The following is a 13,489-nucleotide window of genomic DNA, read 5'->3' on the forward strand; positions in this document are numbered from 1 at the left end:
AAGTGACGGAAAAGATCCCTGCGATCAACCCAATCACCGCGGGGAACCACACGATCCCACGACTATAAATGGGATTTGCGTCAATGCTTGGTCGGCTCGCCGGGAACCGAGCTTCGCGTCACCGACACCGGATCGCTGGCCGGAAAGCTGTCCTCCAGCCCCTGGTCGAGCTGCTCTTCGAGCGCCGCACGATCACCGGAAGCACGCGCACTGCGATGCACGCTCATATCGCCGCCTTCGCTCGCGTCGGCTGAGGCCATGGCGCTCATCAGCGACTGCGCCTTCATGATGGCGTTCTGCCGGTTTAGCCCTTCTTCGCCGCGCATCTGTACCGAAACGACGGCGCCGTCATCGCTGACGAATTCCACGGTAAACCCGTCCTTGCCGCCTCTCGCGGCAATGATCTGCGTGCCAACGACCTGCATCAGCCTTCCTCCGTTTTCATCTCTTCATGATTTGAAACGGGGCTGCCGCCGCTTGGTTCCCGCTCAGTTGCGCGCCTGCGGCAGATAGGAAATCTTCAGTTCCAGCTGCAGACTGACGATCGGCAGCCGCTCGGAATTCTGAACCTCGATCGACAACCGCCGCTCCGGCGCCGACGGCAACCCATCGAGCGCCATCTCCGCCAGCACATGCTTGGCCTCCTCGATTGCCGAAAACAGATCCGGAAATTCAAACGGCAGATCGGCCGCGGCCGTGCCGTCATTGTCTTGCGTCTTGAAATAAAAAGCGGACATCAGTTCCCACTCGCCTTTTGATGCATAAAGCGGGAAGTGCACTAATGGTTTCAATGCACACGGAAAAACTTGGGAGGGAGGTCAGGCGACGGCGATCTTTTCGGGATGCGAACGCGGAGCCGGATCGACATAGGCACCTGGCTCGTTGACCGAGCGGTCGAGCAGTTTACGGACAAGCCCGCCTGCCGCGGCCTCCGCCCCTTCGCGGCTGTAGAAATTGCCGCGCACCTGGATCGAGGCGGCAAGCAGCCGCATGAAGGCGGTGAGCAGGAGCGGCGACGGCGCCACCGGCCGGCTCCAGAACGTATCAAGCGGCTGGCGATCCGTCAGGCCATCGATGTCATAGACGGTCGAGCCCAGCACCTTGACCGGCCTACCCGCCTGCAGCGCGTTCAGCGCCGCCGTGGAATTGACGGTCACCAGCCCGCTGCAGCCACGGATGAGCAAATCGAGATTGCCGCCATCGATGAAGACCGTACGATCCGAAACGCCCGATGCGGCCGCCATTTGCTCCACGTAGGAGCGCCAGTCGATCAAGCCGTTGTCCAGCGGGTGAACCTTGATCACCAGCCGGGCATCGGCCGCGGCATGTTCTGCGAAGGATCGGAGGATATGCCGGATCGCATCCTGCTGGCTATGAAACGGCGAGTGCGACCGCAGCTGATAGTCGGTCTGCAATTGGAGCGGATAGACAAAATAGGGATGGCTGGCGGAGGCAACGGCCTGCACGGACCGCACGGCCCTGCTGGCAGTGAACCGCGACTTCGCGAGACGGACTGCCCAGCCTGTATACTCAGCAAGAGGATGAAACAGGCCATGCCGCCGGTAATGGGGATAGAGGAAACTCAGGAACACGGTCGGCAGATAATAGAGCATGTCGGCCGCCGCTTCCGACAGGAAGCTATGGCTGTAGCGTCTCTGCCAATCCGGTTCGCCCAGCCCCTCGCCCGCCGTCAGGATATGGTCCGGGTCGGTGGGAAAGCGGGAGTTCGACGACAATCCTTCACGCTCGATGGTAACCCAATCGGGCCGCAGATGTCCCATTTCGACGACATAGACCGCGACGCCCGCCTGCCTCGCGGCAGCGATCGCCACCTTATGATAGGGGCGCTCTTCACCGTGAACGACCAGATCGGTGATGCCGCGTTCGGCGATCAGCCGCCCGACATAGCCCTGCCAGGCAGCGAACGAACCGCGATAGTTGATGGCGCCGCCCCGTCGCCAGAAGATCGCATCGCCGGCATTGAGATTGACGCGAAGGCATTCGCTGCCCGCGGCTTCCAGCTTGCGGGCCATCCGGACATAGAGGCTCGACGACGGCCCCTGCAGGAACAGGAAGACGCGCCGGTCTGCGCCAACAATGGCCGGCTCAAGCGTCAAGACGGCAACTCCTTGCTGAGACCCGCATAGCGCAGCAACGTGCCGAGCAGATTCCAGGGTGCCTCCTCCTGCGCCGGAACAGGCCTCTGCGAATGCGCCCGTGCGCGGCCGAGCGGCACGATCACATAGTCCGTGCGCGGATCGGGGAACGGATCGGCAAACGCCTTCAGCAGCGGCGCGTGGTCACCGTAGAATAGCAGCCATACCGGCCGGTCCAGCGTATCGAGATAATGAGCGAGATTTCCAAGCGCGTGATCGGCGCGCCTCAGGAGTTCCGTATAGATCGCCACCGGATCCGTCTCGTCCTTGACGCGTCCGGCTTCCCAGGGGCCGTGATTGGCCATCGAGGCGACGAACACGAAATTCTTGAGGTCGGGATCCTTGTCGATCTCCCTGATGACGCTCTTCGTCAGCGCCAGATCGCTGACATATGGCCCGTCGCGCACCGGCTTGTGGTCGAACTCATCGAGCATCATCATATGATCGAAGCCGAGCTGCGGCATCGCCTTGTGGCGCAGGAAGAACGTCCGGTCGTAGGGATGCACGAACTGTGTCTTCCAGCCGGCATTCTTCAGCTTGTTCGGCCAGACGATGTCGGCATAGTGTCCCGCGCGCAGATAGGGATAGCTGGCGTCGATATCGACGTCTTCGGGCTGAAGGCCACTCAGAACCGCAAATTCGGTGCGCAGCGTGTATCCGCCTTCGAAGACGCTCGTCATCCGCCCCCACTGGGCCGATTGCTTGCGCAGCCGGTCGAGATTGGGAAGCTTCAGGCCCTTCACGCCGAAATGCCGGAGATCGATGAAGGATTCCGATTGCCAGATGACGATCAGCGGCGGCGCCTCGTCGTCATCGCCATCCCAGAGGTCATGCAGGGCCAATTTGATCAGCGTCGAAAGCTCGCGGACGATCTTCTCACGGCGGCGCCCGAGCCAGATGACGAAATGCAGGACGACGGATGTGAAGGTGCCGAAGCGAACCGTGTTCTTCTTGATGTCGATCGGGCCGACAACCCATTGCGTGAGACGCGAGACGGGGCCGTTGACCGGACCATAGAAGAGCGCGAACCACGGCCCGAACGCAACGAGCAGACCCAGCAATATCCAGAGGAACCGCGCGGTGTCGGGCAGGATATGCGGCTCGAAATAGAAATAGAGGCCGGTCACCCCGAAGACGTAGAGGAAAGAGAAGATCCAGAAGAAGACGTTCAGCGACGTCGCATAGAAGATCTCTTTGTATTTGAAGACATCGACGACCAGCGCGATGTCCGAGAAGACCAGCGGTTCACGGATGAACTGGAACTTGGCGCGCGAAATGCCGGTGAATATCACGAAGAAGCTGATGGTCGCCTGAACGCAATAGATCGGCCGCCAGGTCACGGCAAAGAAGCCGGCGAAGACGAGCGCAATCACCGGAAGGCGGGCGGCAAGATCGATAAGCGTGCGCGCCATCGGCCGCCGGACGGCATTCTTGCGGTAGACAGCAAAGGGCAAGGCCAGCCAATCGGTGGCATAGACCGCGATGCAGACAAGACCGAAACACAATATGGTCAGCAGGATGGGGGCGTCATGAATATGCATTCTATTATGCCGTCGCAGTCAGACTAAGTGCTGTTCGTATCGGCCCGGGGCTCCGGGCGTGGCTCGTGCCGCGTCTCGAATGCAATCGGCCGCATTCGCTCCTTTTGGCGCAATCGCCATCGATACCAGAGCCGCAACGCGGGCTTTATGACGGGGCCGAAGAGCGCGAGTGCCGCAAGCGACGGCGTGAAATAGACGCTCGCCTGCCGCCGCCCGATCGCCGAGACAATCCGCAGCGCAACCGAATCGGCGGACCAGGGCTTCACCTTTCCCATCAGCAGTTCGGCCTGCCACGGCCGCGCGGGGAGTTCCTGCTGATATTGGGGTGTCAAAGTATCCGGCGGGTAGCAGATGGAGACCCTCACGCCGCTGCCGAGCGCTTCCATCTGCAGAGCTTCGACAAAGCCATCGAGAGCGGACTTCGAGGCGCAATAGGCCGCATAGCCATGGATGCCGATCAGCGCCGCGCCGGACGAAACGATCATGATCGTCCCGCGCCCGCGGCTCTTCATGCCGGTATAGACGGCGCGTACGGCGTTGACGGTTCCCAGCAGATTGATGGAAATCTGGCGATCGAAAAGGTCAGGCGGCAGCGTCTCGAAAGCGGCAGGATCGACAATTCCGGCCGACGCCACGAGGACATCGCACGGGCCATTGGCGGCTTCACAAGCAGCGATAGCGCTGCTGAGTGCCGCATTCGCCGTGGTATCAGCCGACACCGAAAAGACATTTGCACCGAGATCTTCTCGCGCCGCCTCGAGGCGCCCCTCATCCCGCGCGACAAGCGAAACCGCAGCACCTTGCAAGGCATAGGCCCTGGCGACTGCCAGGCCGATACCGCTGGAACCTCCGGTTACGATGACATGCATTGCATCGTCCCGCCTAAGACTTTCCCGCCGTTTGAATATCCGGCAGCAGTTGCATCATCTTTTCCATGTCGATCGAACCCAGCCCGAAGTTGCGCTCCTCAAGGGCTTTCAGGCGCTTCGCCGTTGCCTGCACCGCATGCGCAATCTGCGCCTCGCTATGATTGCAGGTGATGAAGAAGCGTAGCCGGGCCAAGCCTTCGGGAACCGCCGGGTGGATGATCGGCAGCGCGTTGACACCGTCTTCCAGAAGCTCGTTCGAAAGCTGCACCGCGCGCGCCGAATCCCCGACGATGACAGGTACGACCGAGTACCCGGTCGCCAGACCCGTATCGAGCCCGGCGTCCTTGGCAAGCTGCAGGAACAAGCTGCCGTTCTTCCTGAGATCGGCCGTGCGCTGCGGCTCCCGTTCGAGGATTTCGAGGCCGGTCAGCGCAGCCGCCGCCAGAACCGGCGCCAGCCCTACGCTATAGACGAAACCGCCCGCATCCGCCTTCAGCACGTCGATCAGCGCCTGGCTGCCGGCAATATAACCGCCGCAGCTCGAAGTCGTTTTCGAGAGCGTACCCATCCAGATATCGATCTCGCGCGGATCGATGCCGTAATGTTCGAAGGATCCGCGGCCGCTCGCGCCGAGAACGCCGAGCGAATGCGCCTCATCGACCATCAGCCAGAAACCGTAGCGCGACCGAAGCTCGACAAAAGCCGGCAGATCGGCAATGTCGCCATCCATCGAGTAAACGCCTTCGACAATGACGAGGATACGCCGGAAGTCGGAGGACAAGGTCTTCAATACGGCTTCGAGACTGGCGACATCGTTATGCTTGAAGAGGCGCCGGGCAGCGCCGGACTGCTTGATGCCGGCAAGCGCGCTGTTGTGGATGAACTCGTCGTGGATGACGAGATCCTGCGGCCCCATCAGGCAGCTGATCGCCGCGACATTGGTCAGATATCCGCTGACGAAACAGACAGCCGCGTCGACGCCATAGACCTTCGCAAGTGCCTGTTCCAGTTCCACATGGACCGCGCGCTCCCCGGCGACAAGGCGGCTTGCGGATGCCGAGATACCGAACCGGTCGATCGCTTCCTTGGCCCGCTCGTTGACCAGCGGATCGGTGTTGGTCGCGAGATAGTCGTAGGAGGCGAAATTGGCGAATTCCTTGCCGGACATCACCGTGGTCGCACCGGCCGCCCGATCATGCGAACGGTAGAACGGATTGTCGATGCCGACCATCTGCGCACCGATCTTCTGCGCCACCACCCGCTTGTATTCAGGAAGCTCGTCGAACTTCACGGCCTGGCGGATCGCCTGCGCCGGCTGCCGGTTCATGCGCGCCATGCGGTTCCGCCCGGAGGATTCGTTGGCATGGCGCATCTGATCCAGCAGACCCGCCCTGCGGCCGCTATCCTGTCCGTTGCCGTTCGAGCTCTCTGTCATGTCAGCCTGCTGATCTCTGAGCCGCTCCAGAGTGTGTCTGGATCAGCTGAGTGAGAATTTTGTCGCCGCCCGCATCGGCTTCGCCATCGCCGCCACCGGCGCGGCTCGCAACACGCTCTCGAAGGCGCGCGACGACGTCTCCGACCGTGGTTCCATCGCTTATGCCGCTCAGCGGAATATCGAAGCCGGTCTTCTGTTGAAAGCTCATCCCGAGCTCCATCGCCATCAGGCTGTCGAGGCCGATATCCTTGAGCACCTTGTCCGGGGTAATCCCGTCTTCCGTCACGCGCAGGATCGCGGCAATCTCGGCCGCGACGAGCTTGTGCAGAAGAGCCTGGGACTCGTCCGCCGACTTGCCGGCGATCATCGCTTCGAGATCGATGGTTTCGCTATCGCTTGCGGCCTGGTTGCTGCCCGCCTGACGCATGATCGTCTCGAACAGCGACTTGCTGGCGATCGGCAGCATTCGGGCTGCCGTCCAGTCGACTTCCGCGATCATCACGGCAGCCTCGGCAATGCTGCCCTGATCGGCCATCATGTAGCGCTCGACCTGCTCCAGCGCGTCGCCCGCCTTGAGGGCCGATTTGCCGATGCGCTTCGAGAGCACGTCGTTGACCTCGGCGTTACGCGCTAGATAGCCCTTGTCCGCGATCGCGCCGAAGCCGATAGCCAGGCCCTTGCGGCCGGCAAGGCGGCGCTCGCGGGCCAGGCCTTCGAGATAGCCGTTGGCGATGACATAATTCGCCTGGCCCGGATTGCCGAGCATGGTCGTTGCCGATGAGAAGAGCAGGAAGAGATCGAGATCGTCAGCTGCGGTCAAGCGGCTCAGGATCTCCGCGCCGCGGACCTTTACGTCGACGACCGGACGGTTGCGTTCCGCAGACAGGTTCGACAGCAGCGCATCGTCGAGGACCATCGCCGCGTGAACCACGCCCTTCAACGGGCCCTTGGCGCGCAACTCGCCGAGCAAAGCACGAACCGCGTCCTCATCGGTAATGTCGCAGGCATGGACGCTTGCCGTCACACCCTTTTTCGCCCAGTCGCCGATCGCCTTGCGGGTCTCGTCGTCGGCGATGCCCTTGCGGGTGCAGAGCGCGATCTTTCTCGCCCCCTTCGAGACAAGCCAGGCTGCCGTCGCAAGGCCGAAGCCACCGATACCGCCGGCCACGAGATAGACACCATCCGCATCGAATGCGACCGGTTTTCCGGGTGGCAAGAGAACGCTGTCGGTGCCGATAACAGGGGGCTGGACGACGATCTTGCCGATATGCCCGGCATTCTGCATCAGGCGGAAGGCATTGCCGATTTCGTCATAGGCAAAGGCCCGATAAGGGATCGGAACAAGCTCGCCCGCGGAGAACAATTCGCCGATCTCTGTGAAGATGCGTTTCGTCAGCTCCGGCACATTCACCAGCAGCTGGTCGGCATCGATGCCGAAATAGCTGATGTTGCGCCGGAAGGGGCGCAGGCCGATCTTGCGGTCGGAATAGTAATCGCGCTTGCCGAGTTCGAGGAAGCGCCCGAAGGGCTTCACCAACTCGAGACTGCGTTCCATCGCTTCGGAGAACAGCGAGTTCAGGACGAGGTCCACGCCCGCACCATCCGTGACATCGCGGATCGCCGATACGAAATCGAGCGAGCGCGAGTCGAAGACATGATCGGCGCCCAGCGTTTCCAGGAAACGCCGCTTCTCGACTGTGCCAGCCGTCGCGATGATCTTCGCACCCTTCAGCTTGGCGATCTGAACCGCTGCGAGACCGACACCGCCGGCAGCGCCGTGAATGAGAATGGTCTCACCGGGCTGGATGCGGCCAAGCTCCACCATGGCGTAATAGGCGGTCAGGAACGCGACGGGAACCGTGGCGGCCGCCACGGTGTTCATGCGCTCCGGCAATCTGATCACGCCGTCCTGGCGGACGCGGACATGTGTCGAGAACGCCGCCGGGCCGATGCCCATGACCTTGTCACCCACCGAGAGCCCGCTGACGCCGGCGCCCAATGCCACCACACGGCCGGCGAATTCCATGCCGATGGTCGCACCGGCAAAGCCGTCCTCGAGCGCCTCTTCGGGCAGGACGCCCATCGCCCACATCACGTCCCGGAAATTGAGACCGGTCGCCTCGACAGAAACAACGATCTCACCGGCAGCGGCAACAGGAACGTCGCACGCCTCCCATGCCACGCTATCCAGGCGGCCAGCGGAGTGCTGACGGATCGTCGCCGCGGCATAATCAGCGGTATTCCGGGCAACCGAAGCCGCCGGACCCGTCGCCGCACGCAGCTCACGCACCTCGCCGCTTGCGGGGTCGAGCAGCCATTCCCGGTTTTCCGTGGGCGACATCAACAGAGAGGTCACAACGCCCGAAAGCAGGGTGTCATCCGTCTCGGCATCGATCAGGTGCACATCGAGGAATTCATACTCGTTCTGCAGGACACGCGCGAAGGTCCAGAGACCGGCATTGGCCGCATCGGCCCTTTCATCCGTCAACGGCGAACCACCGGGCGCCACGACGATCAGCTGGACGCGGGCCGAACCCGCAACCCGCGCTGCCAGCGCTTCGGCAAAGACGCGGAACGTTTCGAGACGCTCCTGCGAGGCGCTGGACGCCGTTTCGCCTGCTGCGCGAGCAGCAAAATAGATTGCGCGAACCGTGTGCCCTTCGAACGCCGCCAGGGCGTCCGCATAGACGAGATCGGACGCACCGCCCGGCACAGGAAGCGTCACCATGCCGTCCAGAGATATCAATCTCTCGGCATCGCCGAAGACGAGTACCGGGGATGCGACTGCGCTGACCGAAGCAGGCGTCTTCGCAACAGCTTTCGATTGCGCCAGAAGCGAAATCAGGCGCCCCTCGGGATAGCCCGTCTCCTCCGCCGCGACCTGCGAGAAGCCGAGCGAGCGGATTGTTTCCTCGATCTGATTGACCGTGGAAAGCCTGCCGATCGGGAATTCCGGCGACTGGCTGCCGGCGAACCAGTCTTCGGCGAGGCCGAAGACGAAATCGTTGAAGGCGGACGGCGCGCGATCGGCGAAAACCAGCGATGCGCCATGAGAGGCCGCACGCCGCACAAGCGCCTGCATGGCTTCGTTGCCCATCAGGAACTGCTGGCTTTCATCGCCAGCGCACACGATGAGATCGGCGGCTGGATGATCCGCGAGCCGCTCCGGATCGGCGATCAGCACATTGGCATCGGCCTCGAACGCGATCTGCAGGGCGCGGCGGGTGTTTTCGCGCGGCTCGGCGATGATCAGCGACGCGCCTCTCTGTGCAGCGAGCTGCGCAAGCTTGCGGCTGAAGGCGGCCGAAAGCGAACCGGCCTCCAGGATGTAGCGGGCGCCGCCATCCGGCAGAAGCTGCGTCACCATCTGTTCGGAAGTAGCCTGCCGGCGCACGCTCAAAGGCGCATGAACGAGAATATGATCGAGCGTCGCGTCGCTCGATGACGCAAACCCGAGCGCATCGCCACCGGCTTTCAGAACCGCAATCCGCTCCAGTGCATCGCGGTGCGTATTGTTGATCAGCACCGCCTCGGCAATACGGCCGGAATCCTCACCGTAGAGCTCCCGCAGCACTTCCGCGACCGGCGGCAACGTGAACTCCGGCACCACGCGCCATTGTCCGTCTTCCGACGAAGCAAGCCCGGCATCTTCGAGGCTGAACAGGCAGCTCGTTAGGAACGAGCGGAACGCCGCATCGCCGGGCATCTTGGCGATGGAGCCACCACTCCCGGCAATCGACAAGGCGATCTCGTGACATGCACGATAGACTGCGGCATCCAGCAGCAGCGTCGCGTTGTTGAGCTCGCCCTCGCCTGCCGCCGCAAACTCCGCAAGCCCGCGTGTGCCAGCTGCATACGCGAACAAGGAAGACGGAACGCTTTCGTAATGGAAGGCGACCGAATCCAGCGTGTGGTGGCGGCGCAGATAGGTCCTGCGGAAACGGCAGTCGTCGAATGCCGCGACCTGCAGGCCTGCGGCATCGAACATCCGGAAATGCACCTTGATCGAGTTCTGGCTGAAGCGCTCGATCGAGATGATCGCCTTGACGATCGGCTGCTCGGAGCGCGTCACCCGTACCGTTCCGAACCGAACGGGAATGTAAGGTGCACCTGCCTGGTCGCCGGAAAGCTGATCGAACAGCGCCACCAGACCGTGGAACGCCGCATCGACAGACATCGGATTGAGTCCGTAGCGCATGTAGCGATGCGCAGCCGGGGTCGCCTTCTTGAGATCGACCTCGATCGTTCCGTGCCCGAAAGCCACGGCCTTCGACAGTAGCTGGAAGCGCGGGCCATATTGCAGGCCGAACCGCTCTGCTGTCTCGTAGGTCTTGGCCGCACTCAGGACCGTCGTGACTTCACCGGCAACCCGCGCGGCGGGCTCTTCGGCCTGCGCTTCAATGGTCTTGCGAACCCTGGCAACCGCATGGACCGTCCAGTCGTCATTGCTCAACCGTTCGCGGGAGCGGATCTCGATATTGCCGGTCTCCGGCGAAAGCACCGTCGAAAGCTCGGCGATGCGATCGGTGCGCAGTTCGAGCGGGCGCACGATTTCAAGATTGCTAAGCTCTACGGCATCAACCCCATAATATTGCTGGGCCGCAGTGACCGCGATTTCGATGAAACCGCTTCCCGGCATGATCGCCTTCGAGTCAACGACATGTTCGGCCAGATCAGGCACCAGATGGGCATCGAGATGGTTCTTCCAGCTCGAACCGTTTGGATCCGTGCGCCAGCCGAGCAGGGTATAGGGAACCTTCTGGTCCCGGCCGAAAACATCGATCTCATCCGTTGTCGTCTGCGGACGCAGCTCGGTATTTTCAAACGGCAGAGACGGCAATCGGACAAAGGCGTTGCGCGCACCGGCACTCCGCGACTTCAGCGGCGACACACCATGGGCAAACGCCCGCGCAAACGACTGCGAGACCGGATCGCGGCCGATGCCGCTCTCGCGCAGGAGTGTTGGGATGACGGCCGCCTTGTAGGAGATGCCCTTCGCAACATCCGCGACATAATTCGACAGGATAGGCCGCGGTGAAATCTCGATGAACAGGTTGCAGCCGGCATCCATCGCCGCCTCGCAGGCATCCTTGAACAAGACGGGATCGCGCACGTTGCGCCACCAATAGCCAGCATCCAGCACCGCGCCGTCTTCGCGCCGGCCGGTAACCGTAGAGAAAAACGTTCCATTGCCCTGATCCGGTTCGATATCCGGCAAGTCATCAAGGAAGGCGTCTTTCGCACGATCGATGATCGGGTGGTGAAACGGGTAATTGATATCGAGTACGTGGGCGACGATCTGCGCCTTGCGCGCAGCGTCGCGGAACGCAAGCACCTCCTCGGACGGGCCGGATATCGTGACTGAATTCGCTGCGTTGATCGCGGCGATGCAAATATTGTCGAGATGGTTTGCCTTGGCGAAAGCCGCAGCTGCCTCGGCGCTGAGCACGACGGCGGCCATCTTGCCTTCACCGGCCAGCAGATCCTGGTGCTGAGAGCGCTTGGCGACGATCGCCACGGCCTCGGCAGCCGCCAGCGCCTTTGCCGCATAAGCGGCCGCGATCTCGCCGACGGAGTGGCCGAAAACGGCAGCAGGCTTGACGCCCTGAGAAAACAGGCAATCGGAGAGCGCTGCCTGCACCGCAAACAGCATCGGCTGCGCGATCTTCGTGTCCGCGAGACGCTGCGGCAGGTCCTCGGCAAACAACAGATCCGTGAGCTTTTCGCTGATATAATATTCGAACAGGGCGCTGAACGACTGGAAACACTGGCGGAAATGCGCATTGTTCCGATAGGCATCCGCCCCCATTCCGGGCCATTGTGATCCGTTGCCGGAGAAAACGAAGGCCACCTTGACCGATTGGCCGGGGGCTTCGCCTTGCTCGCCCTGCGTTTGATCCCCCGCCAGATGAGCCTCGAGTGCCGCGAGAACGGCCTCTCCGTCCTTCACCTTTACGGCAAAGCGATGGCGCATTGCCTCCCGATTGGCCGCGGCGGCGGCGATGATCTGCCGCGCTTTCTTCGTCTCTGCCTGGGCCAGTTGATCGCGGTAATCCTGCAGCAGGCTCTGTAGTGCCGTCTCCGTGTGAGCGCTTGCCATAAAGATGATGTTGTCGCCCTTCGGCTGCGGCTCGGGCGGCGCGATGGGATCGGGATCGCTTATCACCACGTGGGCATTGGTGCCGCCGAAACCGAAGGAATTCACCCCGGCATAGCGAGGCGTCTTTGCCGGCATCAACTCGATGCCTGACGTGTTCACCCGGACATTCAATGTCTCGAAATCGATATCTTCGTTGGTCTGTTCGATATGAAGCGTCGCCGGCAGGAAATTGTCTTCCAGCGCCAGGACCGCCTTGACGAGGCCGAACAGGCCGGAGGCCGGCTCCGTATGCCCGATATTCGACTTGATCGAACCAATCGGCACCGGTGCCCGCCGCTTCTTGCCGATGACATCGCCGATCGCCCAGACTTCGGCAGGATCGCCAACGCGGGTGCCCGTGCCGTGGCCCTCGATGAAGGCGATCCGGTTCACATCGATATTGCTGTCTTCGTAGATCGACCGAAGCAATGCCGCCTGGGCATCGCGCGATGGCAGCGAAATGCCGTTCGTACGGCCGGACGAATTGACGCCGGCGGCATGCAAACGGGCGTGGCTTCTGTCCCGCTCCCGCAATGCCCTGTCGGTGCGGCGCAGAACGATCGCGACGCCACCTTCCGCCCTGACATAGCCATGGCCATTGGTGTCATAGGCACGACAGAGGCCTTCCGGCGAAAGCATGCGCGCTTGCGCAAAACCGACGAAGGAAAGCGGATGAGCGAGAAGATTGATGCCGCCGACGATCGCAGTATCGATTTCCTCGCGGTCCAGCGCCCGCATAGCCTGATCAAGCGCGACCAGGGACGACGAACAAGCCGTGTCGATCGTCATGCTGGGACCGCGCAGGCCGAAGATATGCGATATCCGGTTGGACACGATCGACAGCGTATTTCCCGTCATGAAGTACGGGCTGCCGGAAGCCGGATCCTCTGCTGCCAGATTCCCGTTGTCGAGGCTCGATGCGCCGACATAGACACCCACGCGCTCTCCCACCAAGGCCGCCGCCGGAAGATTGGCGTCCTCAAGCGCGCGCCAGACCAGATTGAGCAGAATACGCTGCTGCGGATCCATCTGTATGGCTTCGCGCTGTGAGAGGCCGAAAACCGCAGGATCGAAATGATAGATATCGTCGAGCACACCGGCAGCGAACGAGTATGTCTTGCCGGGAAGGCCCTGCGTCGGATGCCAAAAGCGACCAAGCTCCCAACGTCCGGCCGGAATCTCGCTGACGGTGCATCTTGCATCTTCGAGAACCTGCCGTAGCGCATCTACGGAAGGAGCACCCGGAGCAATGATCGCGCGTCCGATAATTTCAGTCGTCATGGCCATTAAATGTCTTCATGTCACGGCACCACGCAGGATGACCCCAAAAAGCGTCACAGGCAGACACC

The 13,489-nt window shown here is 62.1% G+C and carries 7 protein-coding genes; all 7 read right to left on the reverse strand.

The window, feature by feature from the left end; all coding sequences use genetic code 11:
- Positions 1-80: 80 nt before the first annotated feature.
- Positions 81-425 carry a hypothetical protein gene (locus ABIE40_RS15470; RefSeq protein WP_199629949.1) on the reverse strand — a complete coding sequence of 115 codons (345 nt, stop codon included), beginning with the start codon at positions 423-425 and terminating at the stop codon, positions 81-83.
- A 63-nt stretch (positions 426-488) separates the two neighbouring features.
- A complete protein-coding gene (locus tag ABIE40_RS15475; RefSeq protein WP_112718888.1) occupies positions 489-737 on the reverse strand; it encodes a DUF6894 family protein in 249 nt (82 codons plus the stop codon).
- Positions 738-818: 81 nt separating this feature from the next.
- A complete protein-coding gene (locus tag ABIE40_RS15480; protein ID WP_354541037.1) occupies positions 819-2,117 on the reverse strand; it encodes a capsule polysaccharide biogenesis protein in 1,299 nt (432 codons plus the stop codon).
- Positions 2,114-3,697, reverse strand: coding sequence for an LTA synthase family protein (locus ABIE40_RS15485; protein ID WP_199629948.1), 1,584 nt, complete (start codon positions 3,695-3,697; stop codon positions 2,114-2,116). Before ABIE40_RS15485 ends, ABIE40_RS15480 begins: the two co-directional genes overlap by 4 nt.
- Positions 3,698-3,720: 23 nt before the next feature.
- Positions 3,721-4,566: an SDR family oxidoreductase gene (locus tag ABIE40_RS15490; RefSeq protein WP_199629947.1), complete on the reverse strand. Its 846-nt coding sequence runs from the start codon at positions 4,564-4,566 to the stop codon at positions 3,721-3,723.
- Positions 4,567-4,579: 13 nt separating this feature from the next.
- The gene (locus ABIE40_RS15495; protein WP_199629946.1) at positions 4,580-6,001 is read right to left on the reverse strand and encodes an aminotransferase class I/II-fold pyridoxal phosphate-dependent enzyme; all 1,422 of its coding nucleotides are present in this window, start codon (positions 5,999-6,001) and stop codon (positions 4,580-4,582) included.
- A gap of 1 nt (position 6,002) precedes the next feature.
- Positions 6,003-13,421 carry a type I polyketide synthase gene (locus tag ABIE40_RS15500; protein ID WP_199629945.1) on the reverse strand — a complete coding sequence of 2,473 codons (7,419 nt, stop codon included), beginning with the start codon at positions 13,419-13,421 and terminating at the stop codon, positions 6,003-6,005.
- Between the last annotated feature and the right edge of the window lie 68 nt (positions 13,422-13,489).

Source organism: Rhizobium sp. OAE497 (assembly GCF_040546565.1).
Lineage (GTDB): Bacteria > Pseudomonadota > Alphaproteobacteria > Rhizobiales > Rhizobiaceae > Rhizobium.